Raw genomic sequence first — 18,651 nt, forward strand, 5'->3', positions numbered from 1 at the left:
AGCAGGTCCAGGGCCATGGCCGCTCAGGCCCAGGCCGCCTTGAGCGCCCGCCAGGCGTCGTCGTCCAGCATGCTGGACGGTGTGACGGCGACGGCGGCCGCCCCGCCGGAGACAGACGCCTCCAGCCCGGCCGCCAGGTCCGCGGCGGAGATGCGCCCGTCCTTGGCCCACATCCCGACCGAGATGGCGAACTTCCCGGACCGCTTCGCCATGGCCGCGGCCAGCTCGGCGGAATAGGCGGGAGCGGCGTCGTTGAGCCCGAAGTAGTCCCACAAGACCAGCCGGTCCGCGGCCGCGGCGAGCAGCCCGTAGTCATGGCCGCTCTCCGGCCGGTCGCCGGCGGGATCGTCCCACGGCGCCCGGACGTCCATGTCGAGCGTGGCACCGTTCGCGTGGGCGGCCGCCGCCGCCTTGGCCACGATGGCCGCCACCGCCTTCGACCGCCAGGCCCCAAGGCTCGGGTGTTCGACGTCGATGTCCCCGTTCGCGAGCCGCGGCCAGTCCGTCCCGCCGCTGGCCAGCCGGTAGGAATCGCGGTCGTCGCCGCCGTAGGTGTTGTTATCGAACATCAGTTCCGTCAAGGCCACGGCGTCCGGCTGGTACCGCCTGGTCACCTCGGCCACCAAGTCGACCAGCCGCTCCCCGACGGGTCCCGTCGTGAGTGCGCTGACGCTGGCGAACTCCGTGGAGCGGGTGCCGTCGAAGTTGATGCCGGCCAGGCCCGGGTTGGTACGGATCCAGCCGGGGATCAGCAGGTCGATGGTCAGTGTGATCCTGCGTTTCCTGCCATCACCGCCGGTCCCCAGTGCCTTGACCGCTTCGGCCACGTGGTCACGGCCCGGGACGGCCTCCACCTCGGGGTGGGCGTCCCAAGGGAACGCCGTCCAGTCCAGCCGCCCCACGCTGATGGTGACGCTGTTGGCGTTGACCTCATCGAGCCGTCTGGCCAGTTCCGGCAGCGTCGAGGCGGCGTCGACCACAGTTTCGTAGCCGACGCCGACAGTGCGCTCCGCGGCGGGCGCCGTGGGTCCCTGCGGCCCGCCGCACCCAGTGGCAGAAAGGGCCAGCACCGACAGGAGCACGAGGGCAGGGAAGGCAGCCGGTCTGCGCCTCAAACGCTGACGTCCGGGCGCACCGCCGGGGCGGTGACGCTGACCACACCGGTCCGCGTCAGCTTGTTCCAGTGCGCCTCCTTGCCACGGAGTTCCTGCACCAGCGCGGCCACCATAGTCAGGCTCGTAAACACGGAATAGAGCGGGATGAGCGGGAGCGCCCAGGCGTGCCGCAGGTCCTTCCACGCCCTGTTCATGGCCAGGGCAAACACCGTGAGCAGCAACGTGATGAACAGGCCCACCCAGCCAAGGATTGCCCAGACGTCCGCGCCGAACGGACTGCGGCCCAGCGCCGTGAGGAAGACCAGATCCACGAGTACCAGGATCTGGAGCACCGGGAGCACCACCATGGTGATGGTGTTGAACAGCAGGTACGCGCCGAACTGTCCGTGCCGGAGGTTGCCGATCATGCGCTTGTGCACACCCATGGTCTGCAGCAGCCCGCGGGCCCAGCGGACGCGCTGGCGCCAGAGCGCCCGGACCGTTGACGGCGACTCGGCATAGACCAGCGCGCGCGGGGCGAAGACCACCCGGTAGCCTGCCTTGTGCACCCGCCAGGTGAGTTCCAGGTCCTCGCCTACCGTGTCTTCGCGGAACGGCCCGATCTCCTCCAGGATCCGGCGGGGGAACGCCCCAATGTTGCCGGAGACGATCGGGAGGCAGCCGATCATGGTCAGGGCGCGCCTGACCATCCCGGTGCCGACATGGCTGATGAAGGCCAGCATCCGGGTCTGGACCCGGTCCAGGTTTACCGGCCTGTCGTCGCCGCACACGGCCCCGGTGCGCTGGTCAGTGAAACCCTGGAGCATCCGCTTGACGGTGTTCTGGGAGAAGATCCCGTCAGCGTCGACAAACATGAGGACCTCGCCCGTGGCGTGGCGGATGCCCAGGTTCAGGGCCGCCCCCTTGCCGGCATTGGCCTGGGTCAGGACCGTGATCCGGGGATCCGTCGCGGCGAGCGCGCGCATCAGCCCGGCCGTGTTGTCAGTGGAGCCGTCATCCACGAGCACCACCTCGTACCGCTCGTACAGGGTGAGCTGAATGGAGCGGACGCAGTTTTCGATGACGGTCGCCTCGTTGAAAGCCGGGACGATGATCGACACGCTGGGCCGCTCATCCAGCAGGGTGGGCGTTGCGCGGCGGCGGCGCCCCGCACGGAGTTCAAACCAGACGGACAGCGGCAGCACGAGCATCTTCACGAGCCCGAACACCAGAATCGGCAGGCCGATGAGGAGCAGGAGGTACTCGGCCCCGGGGACGGCTGATGCGGAGGCGGAACTAAACCAGGACATGGGCGTACGCTCCTGTGCTTTGCCGGAAAGAGGCCGGGTTGAAGGAGGGAAGGGCAAACGACGCCAGCACGGCGTCGAGCAGTTCCGGGGCCTGCCCGCTGTTCGCGCCGAACCGTGCGTTCACTTCAAGGACCACCGGGGTCCCGTCGGCACGCCGGCGGACGTCGACGTCGACCGGGCCCGTGAGGCCCAGCGAGCGGACGGCCGCCATCGCCAGATTTCCGACGTCCATGGCCTCGCCGGCTTCGGCGCGGCGGGTGCTCACGGCGTTGCCCACGTTGCCCTGCGCCAGTTCGGTCTTCTCCACGACGACGACGAACGGCGCGGCCCCGTTGTGCGCCGGGGTGCCGAAGACCATCGGGCCGTATTCGGTGCCCGGGATGAACTCCTGGACAATCAGTCCTTCCGGCAGGCGGTGCCAGTCCACCTGTTTGCTGCCGTCGATGACCATCACGCCGCGTCCGCCGCGGGAGACCCGCGGCTTGAGAACTATGGGGCCGCCGAGCGCGGCCATGGCGGCACCGGCATTGGCGAAGTCCCTGGGCACGCCGAATCTCGGCACGGGGACCCCGGCGGTCTGCAGCTGCCAGGCCGTGAAGAGCTTGTCGTTGGCGAGAGCCACCGGACCGGGATCGCCGATGATGACCCGGACGTCGGTCCCGAAGGCGGCACGGTACCCCGCAAGCTGCGGGAGTTCCTCACTCACCGTGGGGATGACCAGGTTGATGCCCTCCTGGACGACAAGCCGGCGCAGAGCCGAGACCATGTCCGGGTCCGAGGCCGGCGGCACCGGGACGACGGTGAGGCCCGCCCCGGCGGGCAGTTCGCGGATGTCCGTGCCCAGGACGGGAACGCCACGGGACTTCAGCTGGGCAGCTACGGCGCGGCCCGCGGGGCCTCCGGCGCCGGTGACCAGCACGCGGGGCATCACAGCTTTTCCATTTCCGTGCTCAGTAGACGGACTGGTTCGTAGGCTTCGGCGACCCGGCGCCGCGCCTGCCCGCCGCGGAACGAGGCGATGCCGCGGACCCGCTCGGGCGTCATGTACGGCTTGGCGAGCTGGTCGCTGTGCATCCTCACGGCCTGGACCTTGGCGTCAAGGTAGTCGTCGATGTCAATGAAGACGCTCGGGCTGAAGTCCCGCGTTGCCGACGGGCTTTCATAGCAGAGGATTGAGTGGTGCTGGCGGGCGGCCCGCAGCGTCGCCATGTGGACGGCCTGATGGTCCTGGTGCTGGTCGTGGTTGGAATGCGTGAGGATGATGTCCGGGTTGTAGCGGGCGATGGCGGCTTCAATGACACCCACCATTTCCTGGCTGTGCCGGAACAGGTCCGTGTCTGTGAAGTTGTAAAGGGTCATTCCGGTGAGGCCCATGAACGCCGCGCCGCGCCGCGCGTCGAGTGAGCGCTCCAGGGGATCCCCTCCACGGGTGCCATCGCTCATGACGAGCCCCTGCACCTCGTGTCCGGAGTCTACGAACTTCGCCAGGGTACCGCCGCAGGCAAGTTCAAGGTCGTCGGGGTGGGCGCCGATGGCCAGAACTCTGCGCGGCTGGCGGGCCGGGGCTCCCCCGGTGCGCAGGGCCGTCAAAGCAACGCCCAGGGACGCGAGCGCGCCAAGGGTGAGCGTGAGGTCGGCAGTCCGCCACAACTCGGGCGCATCGAGGAAAACGCTGGCCAGATTTGCCACCAGCAGCGTTGAGCCGGCAAGAAGGCAAATCCTGCGGAGCAGTTCGGGACGGCGCAGGCGGCGGTGGAACCAGGACCGGCCAAGGGCGGCGGCGGCCACAAAAGTAATCAGGAAAACGATGAGCAAGACATAAATCGAGACCATGTGAATTCAATTCCTATGTTGTTCGGCACCCCAGTGCCGGGCCGGATTTGATCTTCAGGGCCGGGCGCATAAGCGAACCTGGCTTTGGGAAGTGGGAGGGGCAATTTTCTGAATCGGTTTGCGGCACCCTTGGCAGGGTGCCGCGTCGGCGAAAGGTGCAGCCGCTGCGGGCTGTGCGAGCATTGCAGGACGTTGACCAGCGCATATGTGGCACAGCACAACCGCCCCCCGGCGTGTTACGTGACATTGTGAGACCTTCTGGGAAACCTTCGGAAAACCTTGAACTTGCTCTTCCAGTAAAGGCGAGGGGCCTATCAGGGCGCCCGAGTAGGCAATACCCGAACCTCAGTGAATGGAATTAAAGGCGGTCACGGGTAGTACTCATATTTCTTGTTTCGACTACCCGGCTCCGGCTTTCGCAAGGCGAACGGGGGCGTGCCGCCCTTGCCCGGAACGGTTAACTGAAAAGGGCCGGGCGGCAATCATTAAACAACCGTGATTCCCTATCAGCATTCGGCAATAAATGCGGCGACTCTTCGGCCTTTTTTCTTTTGGCATCCCGCACCCGCAACTGTTGCGGGCTCCCGGTCAGGCCGGGCGCAACCGGCCCAGGGCCGAACGATTGTCTGCCGGCCCCTCGGTGACGGGCCCCTGGGTGGTCAGTTCGATGGCCCGCTCGACGACGGCGGGCAGGCCGCCGGCCCGGAACGGGCCGCGCTGCAGCTGGGAACCGGTGCCCTCTGCCAGAATCCGCTCGACGCCCTCGCGCGCCAGCTCCAGCTCGCCCTGTTCCTCAAGCACCGGTGCCACGAAGTCCACGAGCGCCCTGACCACGTCCGCGGCCGGGGCCGGGGTGAAGGTTCCGAAGTCCAGGAGCTCCCCGCGCAGTCCGCAATTGCTGGCCTGCCAGGCGGCCATCCGCAGCAGCAGCGTGGGCACCGGGGCGGGATCGACGCCGTCGTTCCATTCCCGCGCGGCCGACTCCACGAGGGCGCGCACCAGTACGGCAATCAGGGCAGCATCCTCGGCCCGCAGGCAGACATCCGCGACCCGGATCTCCACGGTGGGATGCTGCCGGGCCAGCCGCGCGTCGAAATAGACCATCCCCTCATCCATCAGGACGCCGCTTTCGACCAGCCGAGTGACCACGCGGCGGTAGACGGGCAGGCTGCCGAAGATCATCGTGGGACCCGAGCCCGGCCAGCGGTTCCAGGCCTGGGTGCGGTAGCTTTCGAATCCGGTCTCGGCCCCGTTCCAGTAGGGGGAATTCGCGCTGAGTGCTATCAGCACGGCCAGCTTGTCGCGGATCCGGTCCATTACCGCCACGCCCTCCTCCGGGGACTCCACAAAGGTGTGGACGTGGAGGCCGCAGGTCAGCTGGTTCCGGACGGTGAGCCCGAAGCGCTGCTGCATGGTCATATAGCGCGGATTCGGCGTCAGGTGGGTGGCTGAGCCTTGGGGCGACGTGGCCAGGGCCGCGACCCGGCCGCCGTGCGCCCGGGCGGCCTGGTCCGCAAGGGACCGGCCACGCCTGAGCTGCCGGAGCAGTTCCGTGTATTCCAGGCACGGATGCGTCTGGGTCTCGATCTGTTCGAGCTTGAGCTCGTAGCTGAAGTCGGCGCCTTCGTGGACCGGTTTCTGTGCCGGGAGAACCCTGGCGGCTTCCTGTTGCGGCGGCACCAGACTCGGCAGCATGAGGTCAGCGAGGGCAAGCAGCATCCCCGATTCGGGGTCCACTATCAGCAGTTCTTCCTCCACGCCGAAGGTGCGCATGAATCTATTGTGCGTCAGGATCCGCCGAAACGCCCCACACCAACGCGGGGCTCAGTCCTGGAAATACTCGATCTTCGCCCCGATGGTGTTCAGCCGCTCAGCCAGGTCCTCATAGCCGCGTTCAATGACATAGATGTTCCGCAGCTCCGAGACGCCACGGGCCGCCAGCATGGCCAGCAGCAGGCAGGCGGCGGGGCGGAGGGCAGGCGGGCAGCCCACCTCTGCCGCTCGCCACTTGCTGGGCCCGTTGACGTAAATGCGGTGCGGATCGAGCAGCTGGACCTGGGCGCCGAGCTTGTTGAGCTCGGTCAGGTAGATGGCCCGGTTCTCGTAGACCCAGTCATGGATCATTGTCTGGCCGTGGGCGTTGGCGGCGATCACCGCGAAGAAGGGCAGGTTGTCGATGTTCAGCCCGGGGAAGGGCATGGGGTGGATCTTGTCCTCCGGCGCCCGCAGCTCCGAAGGCTTGGTGGTGACGTCCACCAGGCGGGTGCGGCCGTTGCGGGCAAAGTACTCCCCGGAAACCTCGAGCCGCTGGCCCATCTGCTCGAGCGTGGCGAGTTCGATTTCCATGAACTCGATCGGGACGCGGCGGATGGTGACTTCCGAGTTCGTCACGATGCCGGCGGTGATGAGGCTCATCGCCTCGATGGGGTCCTCGGACGGGAAGTATTCGATGTCGGCGTCGATCGACGGGCGGCCGGTGATCTTCAGCGTGGTGGTGCCAACCCCGGCGATGTCCACGCCGAGCATCTGCAGGTAGAAGCACAGGTCCTGCACCATGTAGTTCGGGCTGGCATTGCGGATGATGGTGGTGCCACGGCGGTGGGCTGCGGCCATGATGGCATTCTCGGTGACGGTGTCGCCGCGTTCGCTGAGCACGAAGGAGCGGTCGTGACCGTCCGACGGCGGCGCCTGCACCGCGTAGAACCCGGACTTCGCCTCCACGCTAAGGCCGAACTGGCGCAGTGCCTGCATGTGCGGCTGCACGGTGCGGGTGCCGAGGTCGCAGCCGCCGGCGTAGGGCAGCCGGTAGGTGTCGGCCTCGTCCAGCAGCGGGCCCAGGAGCATGATGACGCTGCGGGTCCGTCGGGCCGCCTCCACATCCATGGAGGCCAGGTCCAGGACGGCGGGGCGGCGGATCTGGAGGTCGTTGGCGTTGAGCCAGGTGCACTCGACGCCGATGCTGGTCAGCACCTCCACGATCCGGTTGACTTCCTCGATCCGGGCAAGCCTGCGCAGCGTGGTGGTGCCGCGGTTGATGAGGCTGGCGCACAACAGCGCGACGCCGGCATTCTTGCTGCTGTTGACGTCCACCGCGCCGGCGAGGGTGCGGCCGCCCTCGACGCGCAGGTGGGTCATCTGGGGCCGGCCCACCTTGACAATGCTGTGCCCGACGATCGCCTCCAGGCGCTGGATCATCTTCAGGCTCAGGTTCTGCTTGCCCTGTTCCATCCGGGCGATGGCGCTCTGGCTGGTGCCCAGCTCGGCGGCGAGTTGCCCCTGGGTCCAGCCCTTGGCGCCGCGCGCCTCGCGGAGCAGGATGCCTACGTGTTCAGCAGTCGGTTGAGTCATGCTCCCGAAAATATCACGCATGATTTATAAACCACGGCAATTCCGGCCGGAATGGCGCCAATCTCACACGGATACCCACGCCATGCGATAACCGGCAGGCCACCGGAACTCCCGGGCCGCCCCGCCGAAACTCCCGGGCCGCCCCGCCCCGCCGGGCTGCCCGGGCTGCCCGGCCGGCGGCGCCGGTCTACTGGCGGGTGAGGAAGACGAGGTTCCAGGTGCCCGCGCCGAGGGCCGCGGCGACGGCGGCGGCGGCGATGCCGAGCCCGCCCAGCAGCACCCAGGCATCGAGTCCGCTGAACGTGGAGGGCCGCGCCCAGGTCCGGGCGGCACCGCCGAACCCGCGGGCCTCCATCGTCACCGCGAGCCGCGAGGCGCTCCGGATCGCCTGCACCAGCAGGCCGAAACTCTGGCCCAGCGTGGCGCGGAACCGCTGATAGGGGTTGCCGCTCGAGCCCACGCCGCGGGCCCGCCGGGCCATGCCGATGGTCTGCCATTGCTCGGCCATGATTCCGACGAGCCGCATCGCGGCCAGGGTGCCCAGGACGAACCGGTGCGGCAGTTTCGCGTTCTGGGCCAAGGCATCGGCCAGGTCCGTGGGGTCGGTACAGCTCATCAGCAGCACCGCGGGCAATGCGATCGCGAGCCCGCGGAGCATGAAGCCGATCCCCAGCTGCAGGGAACCGGCGCTGACGGACCAGATCCCCGCATTGAGCAGGACGGGTCCGGAATCGGCCGCCAGGATGGCCGTGCTCCAGCCGCCCAGCGCCGCGGCGAGGATCAGCGGCCAGCCGCGCTGCCACAGCAAGGCCACAGTCAGGCCCGCCAGCGGCAGGAGCAGCAGTTCGAACGCCAGCGCCACCGACGCCGACACCCAGTCAATGGAGAGCGCCAGGACCAGGGTGATCAGGGTGACCGCCGTGAACTTGGCGAGCGGGTTGGCTCGGGTCAGCAGCGCATGGTTGCCGCGCAGGCTCAGCGCGTCCCTCATGGCGAGGCCCCCTCCGGCAGCTCGAGATCCGGGCCGGGAGCGTCCGCGGCGGCGGTTTCCCGTGGCCGGAGGCGGAGTTCGGCGCCGCCGAGGACGGCGCTGAATTCGGCGTCATGCGTCACGGACACGACGGCGGTGCCGGCGTCGAGGAGCTCGGAGAGGAACGAGGCGAGTTCGGCCCAGGTATTGGCATCCTGGCCGAAGGTGGGCTCGTCCAGGACCAGCACCTGGGGGTGCGCCGCCAGCACAGTGGCTACCGAAAGGCGCCGCTTCTCGCCGCCGGAGAGCGTGTAGGGGTTGGCGTCCACAAGCTCCGTCAGCCGCAGCCGCTCCAGCAGTTCGTCCACGCGGTCTTCGCCGTAGCCGAGGTGGCGCGGTCCGAACATGAGCTCGTCGAGGACCTTGCCGGTAACGAACTGGTGCTCGGGTTCCTGGAAGACGGTTCCGATCCTGGCGATCAGCTGCTGGGCCTTCCACCGGTAGGGATCGGGTCCGGCGCCGTCGCGTACGCGGCCGTCGCGTACGCGGCCACTGGAGCGACCGCTGGAGTGACCGGTGGCGGGGCTGCTCAGCTCCGCCGTGGCCGAGACTGTTCCCGCGACGGGCCGCAGGAGACCGGCCAGCGTCAGCGCCAGGGTGGACTTCCCTGTGCCGTTCTGTCCGGTGATGGTCAGCGCCTCGCCGGCGCGGACCCGGACCGAGACCCCGGACTGGACCGGACGCGGCGCGATGGTGCGGAAGCCGTCGCGCAGCCCGGCCCGCCGCGGCCGTTCGCGGGACACCGCGAGCGCGTCGGCCGCGAGCAGAGTCTGTCCCGCGCCCCGCGCCGGTGTGCGCATCCGCGTCGCCGGGACGTAGCCCGGCACCCAGACGCCCGCACCGATGAGCATGTCCCGCGCCTCGGCCAGGACCCGGTCCGGCGGTCCGTCAATCAAGACCGCGGAGTCCGTGGCGGACCCTGGCTGCAGCACCACGATCCTGTCCACCAGGTCTTTCCAGACCCCCACCCGGTGCTCCACGACCACCAGCGTGGCGCCTGTCTTGTCCAGGCAGCGGCCCACAGCGTCGCGGACCTCCAGGACGCCCGTGGGGTCGAGGTTGGCGGTCGGCTCGTCGAGCAGCAGCAGCCCTGGCCGCATCGCGAGGATCCCGGCGAGCGCGAGCCGTTGCTTTTGGCCGCCGGAGAGGGCCGCCGTCGGGTGGTCCAGCGGCAGCTGTCCCAGCCCGACGTCGTCGAGGGCCTCGCGCACGCGCGGCCAGATCTCCGCCGCCGGGACGGCGAGGTTCTCCGCCCCGAAGGCGACGTCGTCGCCGAGGCGGGAGAGCACCACCTGCGTTTCCGGGTCCTGCTGCACCAGCCCGGCGCGGCCGCGCTGCGCCCGTGGCGCGGCACCGTCGATCAGGAGGCTGCCGGTCTCGTCTGTGTTCTCGGCGTCGCCGGAGTCGCCGGGGTCCCCGGAGTCGCCGGCCGCGCCGTCGCCCAGAACGCCGGCCAGGGCGTGGAGCAGCGTCGACTTGCCGGCGCCGGAGGGCCCCAGCAGGAGCACGCGCTCCCCCGGCCGGATGTCCAGGTCAAGGCCGCTGACGGCGGGCCTGGTCCGTCCGGCATGCCGCCAGCCCCAGCCGCGGGCCGTGACGGCGGCCGGCCGGACGCTCGGTGAAGATCTCATGATTCTCTGCAGGATTCAGCGACGGGGCTCAGGAGAAGACGGGCTCCGTGGCGGCCTTGCGGGAGGCAAAGGAGCCCAGCACTCCGGTTTTCGCCAGGCCGCGGGTGGCGAGCCAGGCCAGTCCGCCGGCAATCACTGCGCCGGAGATCGTGGTGAAGACGATGTAGGCGAGCTTGTCGCCGGCTTCGTAGGCGATGTTCCAGCCCCACGGCAGGAAGGAGTCGTTCAGGCCGCAGAAGAGGCCAGCGCCGGCGCCGGCCAGCACGGAGACGGGCAGGTTGAACTTCTTGTAGAGGAAGGCCGCGAAGACCAGTTCGGCGCCGAGGCCCTGCAGGATGCCGGAGATCAGCACCGTGGTGCCGTACTGCGAACCCATGATGAGCTCGCCGGTGGCCGCGACGGTTTCGCAGAAGAGTGCGGCGCCCGGCTTGCGGATGATGAGCATGCCCAGCACCGCCGGGATCATCCAGCCGCCGGCGTAGAGTCCGCTCAACGGCGGGTAGACCGCGTTGACCGGAGTCGAGATCAGGTTCGCGCCCTGGGACCAGGCCCAGAAAATGACGCCGCCGGCAACGGCGATCAACGCGGCCACCACAATGTCCACCACGCGCCAGCTGTAGTTGCGCCGGGCGGATGAACGGCTGGCGGAACCATGCTGTGCTGAAATATCTGTCATGTCGTCCTCCTGAGGAACAGGAGGGGAGGGTGCGCCGGCCGGTCTCGGCTTCCGCCGCCCTCCGCGCACCCTGAGAACTCGACTCCCTTGCGCCGGTACTAACCGGATCAGGTTCGAGGGTCTGCGGCTGTCCGCACTCTCAGCGCCCACCAAAGGTTTCCCCGGATTGTTCCGGCGATGCCCGACGGCGGCGCTCCCCTGTCGTAACTATTTTCGCCCTTGTGGGCTGGCTCAGTTTACACCCGGACGGCCGGGTTTTCAGTGGTGTGCCGTCACAATCGTGGACCGGACGGCGGCAGTCCCGGCGGCCCGGAAATCCCTCTTGGTAGAGTCGTCGTGCCGGACCCCCGGACCCGCCAGCGGGCGGCCTCGTCACCCACCGGAAAGCTGGAACATTTTGTCGCACACACCGGTCACCCAAGATCCCTCCGGGGAATACGATCCCGACTCGAGTGAGCCGCAGCCGCGGGGTTCCCTGGCGGCGCTTATCGGCCGCGTGCTGGCCGAGATAGAGGCGCTCCAGTTCGCGTCGTTCAGCAAGGATGACGCCCTGGACCTCGGGCTCCTCCTTGTCGAGCTGGGCAGGCAACGCTCGCTGCCCATCGCCGTCGACATCACCAAAGGCGAGCAGGTGCTCTTCCACGCCGCGCTGGACGGCGCCACACCGGACAATGAGCGCTGGATCAACGCCAAGAAGCGCACCGCCCTGCGGTACGAGGTCCCGTCCCTGCTGGTGGGCCTCCGGGCCCGCGCTGCCGGCGGAAGGATCGAGGACAACGCCTGGTGGGATCAGTCGGAGTTCGCCGCCCACGGCGGGGCGTTTCCCATTTACGTGCGCGGCACGGGCGCCGTCGCCGTCGTCACCGTCTCCGGCCTGCCCCAGAAGGCGGATCACGAACTCGTGGTCGAGGCCCTGCGGATGGTCCTCACCCCGGAACGCTAGGCTAGGGGAAAACCGTTCCCGTCCCAAGGAGACCGAAGAATGAACATCCTCATCAAGCTGCTCGGCACCGGCGTCAGCCTCCTGGCCGGCTTTGCCGGCACCAAGCTGGTGGACACCATGTGGGAAAAGTCCACGGGCAACAAGCCGCCCAAGGGCCAGGAGGACGACGTTCCCACCACCCTGCGCTCGGCCCTGACGTTCGCCCTGATCTCCGCCTCGGTCAGCGCCATCATCCAGGTGCTCGCCAACCGCGGCACCCAGCGCGCGATCACCCGCTTCGCCAAGACCCAGGACGTCGTCTGACCTGACCCGACCGGCCGCGGCGCCCGCCGCGGCCGTCGAAGGCCCCGGCCGCGTCCGTCGACGTGCCGGCCGGGCCGGACGGGGCTCAGCGGTCGTCGTCGTCCGCTCCGTGCGTGGCCGCCTGCTGGGCGGCCTTCTGGACTACCGCCTCGAGCTCGTCGGAGCTCAGCAGCTCCGGGTGCAGGTGCTTGGTCCGGTAGCCGGCCCGGCCCACCATGTGGGCGGACACGGGGACGGTGAGCAGCTGGAAGAGCCAGGCCACCAGCAGGACGGGCCACACCGACCAGGTGCGCATCTGCAGGCCGAGGGCCGCCAGCAGCAGGAACAGGCCGAGGACCTGCGGTTTGGTGGCCGCGTGCATCCTGCTCATGAGGTCCGGGAATCGCAGCAGCCCGATGGCGGCCGCGAGGGACATCAGGGCTCCTGTCACCATGAACACGGCGGAGACGGCGTCGATCACTGTGTCAGGATTCACGGACGCCCTCCCGCCTGTCGGCCACGAACCGGGCCACGGTGACCGAGCCGACGAAGCCGATCAGGGAAATCGCAACGAGCAGCATCAGGTTGTTCAGGTGCCGGTTGGCGGCCATGTCGATGCACAGGGCCGCGCCGAAGATGGCCAGCAGCACGTCGGCGGCCAGAACCCGGTCCAGCAGCGAGGGCCCCCGCGCGATCCGGACGATCGCCCCCGCGGCGGCCAGGGACAGTACGACGGCGGTCACCGTCAGGACGGTCTGCATCATGCGGCGGTCTCCTGTGTCAGGGCGGAAAGTTCGGCTTTGGTCCCCATGATCCGGATCAGCCCGGCCTCGGTGTCCCGGACCTCTTTGCGCAGCTTGGCCGCGTCCTCGGCATTGCGGACGTTGATGCCGTGGATGTAGAGCGTGGACGTCGACCTGTCCACCTCCACCACGAGGGACCCGGGAATCAGCGAGATCACGTGCCCGGTGGCCGTGACCAGGAGGTCCGAATGGCTTCGGAGCGGCACGGCTACGACTGCGCTGACCACGTTGGGGCCGCGGACGACGGCCAGGTACAGGACCTGGAAGCTTGCCGCGACGACTTTTCCGAGGAAGATGAGGGCGAACGGCACGGCGCGGAGCACGTTGAAGCGGCCGCCGAGTTCCACCGGGGGCAGATAGAAAATGCGCGCCACGAGCACCGCGATGAGGGCGCCGAAGAGGAGATTGCCCGGGCTGAAGTTCTGCCAGAGCGCGCCCCAGACAAAGACGAGCCAGACCAGCAGCGGCAGTTCCTGGCGCAGCGAGATCCTTTTCCGGTTCATTTTCCGCCGCCCTCCCGGACCTGCACCGGGTGGAGCGACGGGGGCACCGGCGGCACGGGCGCGTCCGGGCCGAGCACGGCCTGGATGTAGGAGGTCCGGTCCAGCATCTCCTGGGCGGACTGGTCGGCCACCCTGAACAGCGGCCCGGCAAAGACCGTCAGGGCCACGCCAAAGACCACCAGGCCCAGGGTGGAGCCCACCATGGTGCGGGGCAGCAGGGTCACATTCGTCTTGCCGGCCCGGTCACCCGTGGCGGAGTCGGCCGGCGCTGCCAGGAGCACCGGATCGGGGTGTTCGGCGTCCCCGGGCTTGCGCCAGAACGCCCGGTTCCAGACCCTCGCGATCGCCAGCAGGGTCAGCAGGCTCGTCAGCACGCCGCCGATCACCAGGGCGTAGGCCAGCGGCGTCCCCAGTTCCACGCCTGCCTGAAGCAGCCCCAGCTTGCCCAGGAAACCCGAGAACGGCGGGATTCCGGCGAGGTTCATGGCGGGAATGAAGAACAGGACCCCCAATACCGGGGAGAGCTTGGCCAGTCCCGCCACGCGGTCCATGGACGAGCTGCCGCCGCGGCGTTCAATCAGGCCGGTCACCAGGAACAGGCTGGTCTGGACAGTGATGTGGTGGGCCACGTAGAACACCGCGGCGCCCAGACCGGCCACGGTGGACATGGCCAGGCCGAACACCATGTAGCCAATATGGCTGACCAGGGTGAAGGACAGGAGCCTCTTGATGTCACTTTGGGCCAGGGCGCCGAGGATGCCCACCACCATGGTCAGCAGCGCCGCGACCATGAGCGGGGCGTTGAGCGCATCCCCCGGGAATAGCAGCGTTTCCGTGCGGACCATCGCATAGACGCCCACCTTGGTCAGCAGCCCGGCAAACACCGCGGTGACCGGGGCCGGGGCGGTGGGGTAGGAGTCAGGGAGCCAGAAGGACAGCGGGAAGACGGCGGCCTTGATGCCGAAGGCCACCAGCAGCATGACGTGCAGCAGCGTCCGGGTGCCCTGGTCGAGGTCGCCGAGCTTGATGGCGAGGTCCGCCATGTTGATGGTTCCGGTGGCGCCGTAGATCATGGCGATCGCGATCAGGAACAGCACCGAGGACACGACGGAGACCACCACGTAGGTCACGCCGGCCCGGATGCGCGGGCCTGTCCCGCCGAGTGTGATGAGCACGTAGCTGGCCGTCAGCAGGATCTCGAAGCCGACGTAGAGGTTGAAGAGGTCTCCGGTGAGGAAGGCGTTGGACACCCCGGCCACGAGGATCAGGTAGGTCGGGTGGAAGATCGAGACCGGCGCGTCGCGGTCGCCGTCGGCCATGCCCTGTCCCGTTGCGTAGATCAGCACCGCAAGGCTCACGGCCGAGGACACCACGAGCATGAGGGAGGAGAACTGGTCCACCACCAGCACGACGCCCCACGGCGGCAGCCAGCCGCCGATGTTCACCGCGGCCGTGCCGCCATCCCAGACGGAGGCCAGCAGCCAGCATTCCAGCAGCAGTGTCAGCGTCAGCACGGCGATGCTGACCGCGCGCTGGACCCTGGGGTGATGGATGAGCAGAAAGGTCAGGGCGGCGCCCAGGATGGGGAGTACGACGGCGAGCGGGGCAAGGCTGGTGATGTTCACTCTCCGCCTCCTTCCGGGCTGGGGTCAACGTTGAGGGAACCGGGCTGTTCTTCAGAGGCGGCCTTGTCGGCCCGCACGGGGCGGTCACCGGACATGACCGTGGCCAGCGGGAACTCCGAAGTCTCGACCGGGATCACGGAGTCGTCCTCGGCATCGAAGCTTGGCGTTTCCGCGACGCGGCGGTCCTCGGCGTCGTCCTGGATTTCATCCTGGCGGGCCAGGACCCAGGTGCGGTAGATGATGCCCAGCATGAACGCCGTGACGGCGAAGGAGATCACGATCGAGGTCAGGATCAGGGCCTGCGGCAGGGGGTCGTTGTAGTCCCCCGCCGGGGTGTCCTTGTCGAAGAGCGGCGCCAGCCCGGCGTAGCCGCCGGTGGCGAGGATCAGCAGGTTCGTGGCGTTGGCCAGCAGCATGAGGCCCAGCAGGACCCGGGTGAGGCTGCGTTCGAGGAGCAGGTAGATGCCACAGGCGTAGAGGGCGCCCATGACCGTCAGCAGGGTCAGGTTGACGCTCATGTTCTCCCCTTGGCAGTGGTTTCCGCGTCGGCGGACTCGGCGGGGACCCCGCCCGGGAGTCCTCCGCTGTCCTGGTCTTCGGCGGGTCCCTCTTCGGTCGTCTCGGGTTGTTCTTCGAAGTGCTCGTCGATCTCCGCGCCGAGGCTGCGCAGCACGTCCAGGGCCAGTCCGACGACTACGACGTAGACACCGATGTCGAAGATGGTCGAGGTGACGAACTTGATGTCGCCGAAGACGGGCAGCCACAGCTCCACGATGGCGCTCTGGAACACTTCGCCGCCCAGCAGCAGCGGCGTCATTCCGGCGGCAGCCGCCGTGGCCAGGCCGATCCCCAGCAGGGTGCCGGCGCCGACGGGTGTCGCTTCGCGCAGTTCGAAGCGGCCGCCGGCCAGGTAGCGGATGGTCAGGGCGAGGCCGGCGGTGAGGCCGCCGGCGAAGCCGCCGCCGGGCAGGTTATGGCCGGCGAGGAGCAGATAGATGGAGAACACGATCATCGAGTGGAAGATGAGGCGGGTGACCACCTCGAAAATGATCGAGCGGCGTTCGGGTGCCAGGGTCCGGCCGGCCACCAGCCAGGCGTCGCGAGTGGCGGCAGCGAACCGCCGGTTCATCGCCAGGGCGGCGTCTTCCCTGGTGCTGCCCCTGGCCCCGGTCCGCCGGCCCACGGTCCCTTCCGCGACGCTCGCGGATGTCCGGATGCGGTCACCGCGGCCGCGGACGAAGATGAGGCTTGCGACGCCGGTGGCGGCCAGGGCCAGGACCGAGATCTCGCCAAAGGTGTCCCAGGCCCGGATGTCCACCAGGGTCACGTTGACGACGTTGAGTCCGCCGCCGCCCTCATAGGCCAGTTGCGGGAACTGCAGGGAGACCGGCGGCGCCACCCGGGCGCCGAGGGCGTGGATGGCCACGAAAATCATGGTGACGCCGAATGCCAGGCCGATCACCACGCGGATGACCCGGTACTTGCCGCCGGTGCGGTCCCGCAGCCCCGGCGGAAGGCTCCGCATGGCCAGCACGAACGCCACCAGGATCATGGTTTCGACCAGCATCTGGGTCAGGGCGAGGTCCGGGGCTCCCTGCAGGGCGAACATCATGGCAATCCCGTAGCCGGTGACGGACACCATCAGGACGGCCAGGAACCGTTTGTTGGCGCGCACCGCGGCCAGCGCCCCGATCACGATTCCGGCGCCGGCCACCAGCTGCAGCGGAGAGCCGGGATCGATGACATAGAGGCCGGGCGGCAGCGGTTTGTTGGCCAGCAGCAGCGCCGTCAGCGGCAGGACGAACGCCACGGTCAGGATGACGGACAGGTAGAAGAAGAGCGAACCTCGCTGGGTCCGGCCGGTGATCCATACCGCGGTGTCGTCCAGGGCGCCGATCGTCAGCTGGTAGGCACGGTCGCTGTCGATCCAGCCCGGCACCAGCGCCTGCAGCCGGGCCACGGCGTTGCGGCCGTAGAACATCGCCAGGCCCAGGACGAACGTCACTGCGGTCAGGCCCAGGGCCGGGGTGATGCCGTGCCACAGCGCCAGGTGCCCGGGCGGGGCCTCGGAGCCGTGCACAAAAAGCTCCGCGTAGGGCTGGATCCAGGCGTCAACGGTGGCAGGCCACAGCCCGTAAAGGATTGTGAGGAGGCTCAGGATCGCCGGTGCGGCGAGGAACGCCGGTTTGACCGGCTTGAAGGCCGTGGGCTCCACGCCGGGCTTGAGGGCGAAGGCTCCCCACATGAACCTGGCGCTGTAGGCGAAGGTCAGGATGGAGCCCAGGACCACACCGGCCAAGAGCCAGGGTCCGGTCCCGGTCTCCGACTTGTACTGGAGGAAGGCCTCGAACACCGATTCCTTGGCGACGAATCCGGCCAGCGGGGGCACGCCCGCCATCGAGGCCGCGCCGATCGCCGCGACGACCGCCAGTGCCCTGGCCGATCCGTAGACGCCGGAGAGCTCGCGGATGTCCCGGGTCCCGGACTGGTGGTCGATGATGCCCACCACCAGGAAGAGCGTGGCCTTGAACAGCCCATGCGCCAGGAGCAGGGCTATTCCGGCGAGTGCCGCGTCGGGAGTGCCGAGGCCCACCACCATGGTCATGAAGCCCAGCTGGCTCACGGTGCCGTAGGCGAGGATGAGCTTGATATCTGTCTGCCGGAGGGCCCGGTAGCCGCCCACCAGCATGGTGGCCAGGCCCAGGCCGAGCACGATCGGCAGCCAGGCCGCGGTGTCCGCGAATCCGGGGGCCAGCCGGGCCACAAGGTAGATCCCTGCCTTCACCATGGCCGCGGCGTGCAGGTAGGCGCTCACGGGAGTGGGGGCAGCCATTGCGCCGGGGAGCCAGAAGTGGAACGGCACCAGGGCGGATTTGGTGATCGCACCGATCAGGATGAGGACGACGGCGGCGTTCACGACCCCGCCTGCGGGGCCGGCGACCAGGGTGGGAGCCAGGTCCATGATGGCCTGGATCCGGTAGGTTCCGGCCGTCGAACCGAGCATGATGAGCCCCACGAGCATGGCCAGGCCGCCGGCGGTGGTCACCACGAGTGCCTGCAACGCCGAGCGCCGCGCGGACAGCCGGGTGCGGGCGTAGCCGATCAGCAGGTAGGACAGCACTGTGGTCAGTTCCCAGAAGATGAACAGCAGCAGAAGGTCATCAGCGGTAACGAGGCCGAACATCGCCCCGGCGAAGGCCAGGAGCTGGGCGCCGAAACCGCCGAGGTAGTCGTCCTTGTCCTTGAAGTAGCGGGCGCAATAGACCAGCACCAGCGCACCCACCCCCAGCACCAGCAGGGACATGACCCAGGCCAGGGCGTCCATCCGGAACGCGAGTTCGAGCTGCAGCCCGGGAATCCAGGGGATGACTTCGGTAATCGCCCCGTCAGAACCTGAATAGACTGTGCCTGAATAGACTGCGTCGTGCTGCAGCAGCAGCCAGATAAAGGAGGCCGCGGGGACCGCGGCCAGCGCGAAGAACGAATTCCTGCCAAACTTTCGGAACAGCAGCGGGGCCACAGCAGCCACCGCAAAGTGCACGGCAAGGACTGTGATCACTGGTATCTCCGCAA

Annotated in this window: 17 protein-coding genes and 1 riboswitch; of the genes, 2 read left to right on the plus strand and 15 right to left on the minus strand. The window is 68.6% G+C overall.

Going from position 1 to position 18,651, the window contains the following annotated elements; genetic code table 11:
* Positions 1-23: 23 nt before the first annotated feature.
* The 9 genes from AC1DDH_RS12510 to AC1DDH_RS12550 all read right to left on the minus strand — a co-directional run bounded on the left by AC1DDH_RS12510 (position 24) and on the right by AC1DDH_RS12550 (position 10,922).
* Entirely contained in the window at positions 24-1,115 is a 1,092-nt protein-coding gene (locus tag AC1DDH_RS12510; RefSeq protein WP_476947886.1) for a hypothetical protein, read from the minus strand.
* The gene (locus AC1DDH_RS12515) at positions 1,112-2,404 is read right to left on the minus strand and encodes a glycosyltransferase family 2 protein (RefSeq protein WP_476955545.1); all 1,293 of its coding nucleotides are present in this window, start codon (positions 2,402-2,404) and stop codon (positions 1,112-1,114) included. Before AC1DDH_RS12515 ends, AC1DDH_RS12510 begins: the two co-directional genes overlap by 4 nt.
* A complete protein-coding gene (locus tag AC1DDH_RS12520) occupies positions 2,391-3,332 on the minus strand; it encodes an ATP-grasp domain-containing protein (RefSeq protein ID WP_476955573.1) in 942 nt (313 codons plus the stop codon). The genes AC1DDH_RS12515 and AC1DDH_RS12520 overlap by 14 nt, the downstream gene beginning before the upstream one ends.
* The gene (locus AC1DDH_RS12525; protein WP_476955546.1) at positions 3,332-4,237 is read right to left on the minus strand and encodes a PIG-L deacetylase family protein; all 906 of its coding nucleotides are present in this window, start codon (positions 4,235-4,237) and stop codon (positions 3,332-3,334) included. Before AC1DDH_RS12525 ends, AC1DDH_RS12520 begins: the two co-directional genes overlap by 1 nt.
* A gap of 588 nt (positions 4,238-4,825) precedes the next feature.
* Positions 4,826-6,010, minus strand: coding sequence for a glutamate--cysteine ligase 2 (locus tag AC1DDH_RS12530; protein ID WP_476955547.1), 1,185 nt, complete (start codon positions 6,008-6,010; stop codon positions 4,826-4,828).
* A 51-nt stretch (positions 6,011-6,061) separates the two neighbouring features.
* Positions 6,062-7,585, minus strand: coding sequence for a UDP-N-acetylglucosamine 1-carboxyvinyltransferase (locus AC1DDH_RS12535; RefSeq protein WP_028275394.1), 1,524 nt, complete (start codon positions 7,583-7,585; stop codon positions 6,062-6,064).
* A gap of 187 nt (positions 7,586-7,772) precedes the next feature.
* On the minus strand, positions 7,773-8,576 hold the full coding sequence (locus tag AC1DDH_RS12540; RefSeq protein ID WP_476955548.1) for an energy-coupling factor transporter transmembrane component T family protein: 804 nt from the start codon (positions 8,574-8,576) through the stop codon (positions 7,773-7,775).
* The gene (locus tag AC1DDH_RS12545; RefSeq protein ID WP_476955549.1) at positions 8,573-10,246 is read right to left on the minus strand and encodes an ABC transporter ATP-binding protein; all 1,674 of its coding nucleotides are present in this window, start codon (positions 10,244-10,246) and stop codon (positions 8,573-8,575) included. Before AC1DDH_RS12545 ends, AC1DDH_RS12540 begins: the two co-directional genes overlap by 4 nt.
* Before the next feature lie 28 nt (positions 10,247-10,274).
* Positions 10,275-10,922 carry an ECF transporter S component gene (locus AC1DDH_RS12550; protein WP_028275391.1) on the minus strand — a complete coding sequence of 216 codons (648 nt, stop codon included), beginning with the start codon at positions 10,920-10,922 and terminating at the stop codon, positions 10,275-10,277.
* A 66-nt stretch (positions 10,923-10,988) separates the two neighbouring features.
* Positions 10,989-11,132: riboswitch (TPP riboswitch) on the minus strand.
* Positions 11,133-11,319: 187 nt separating this feature from the next.
* Between AC1DDH_RS12550 and AC1DDH_RS12555 the strand changes: the two genes are divergently transcribed.
* Positions 11,320-11,865: a heme-degrading domain-containing protein gene (locus AC1DDH_RS12555; protein WP_476955550.1), complete on the plus strand. Its 546-nt coding sequence runs from the start codon at positions 11,320-11,322 to the stop codon at positions 11,863-11,865.
* A gap of 39 nt (positions 11,866-11,904) precedes the next feature.
* Positions 11,905-12,168, plus strand: coding sequence for a DUF4235 domain-containing protein (locus tag AC1DDH_RS12560; protein WP_223915203.1), 264 nt, complete (start codon positions 11,905-11,907; stop codon positions 12,166-12,168).
* 85 nt (positions 12,169-12,253) lie between these two features.
* Here the strand turns inward: AC1DDH_RS12560 and mnhG are convergent, their stop codons facing one another.
* From mnhG to AC1DDH_RS12590, 6 genes are read right to left on the minus strand one after another with little or no spacing between them, the layout of a single operon-like run.
* Positions 12,254-12,601 (minus strand): monovalent cation/H(+) antiporter subunit G, encoded by a 348-nt coding sequence (gene mnhG / locus AC1DDH_RS12565; protein WP_043434548.1) that lies wholly within the window; start codon positions 12,599-12,601, stop codon positions 12,254-12,256.
* A 31-nt stretch (positions 12,602-12,632) separates the two neighbouring features.
* Positions 12,633-12,911 (minus strand): MrpF/PhaF family protein, encoded by a 279-nt coding sequence (locus AC1DDH_RS12570; RefSeq protein ID WP_018774043.1) that lies wholly within the window; start codon positions 12,909-12,911, stop codon positions 12,633-12,635.
* Positions 12,908-13,453, minus strand: coding sequence for a Na+/H+ antiporter subunit E (locus tag AC1DDH_RS12575; protein WP_028275387.1), 546 nt, complete (start codon positions 13,451-13,453; stop codon positions 12,908-12,910). The genes AC1DDH_RS12570 and AC1DDH_RS12575 overlap by 4 nt, the downstream gene beginning before the upstream one ends.
* A complete protein-coding gene (locus AC1DDH_RS12580; protein ID WP_476850770.1) occupies positions 13,450-15,078 on the minus strand; it encodes a Na+/H+ antiporter subunit D in 1,629 nt (542 codons plus the stop codon). Before AC1DDH_RS12580 ends, AC1DDH_RS12575 begins: the two co-directional genes overlap by 4 nt.
* Positions 15,075-15,596: a Na(+)/H(+) antiporter subunit C gene (locus AC1DDH_RS12585; protein WP_230009245.1), complete on the minus strand. Its 522-nt coding sequence runs from the start codon at positions 15,594-15,596 to the stop codon at positions 15,075-15,077. The genes AC1DDH_RS12580 and AC1DDH_RS12585 overlap by 4 nt, the downstream gene beginning before the upstream one ends.
* Entirely contained in the window at positions 15,593-18,637 is a 3,045-nt protein-coding gene (locus AC1DDH_RS12590) for a Na+/H+ antiporter subunit A (RefSeq protein WP_476860352.1), read from the minus strand. The genes AC1DDH_RS12585 and AC1DDH_RS12590 overlap by 4 nt, the downstream gene beginning before the upstream one ends.
* Positions 18,638-18,651 lie beyond the last annotated feature (14 nt).

The sequence above is a fragment of the Arthrobacter sp. 10T425 genome, from assembly GCF_056393985.1.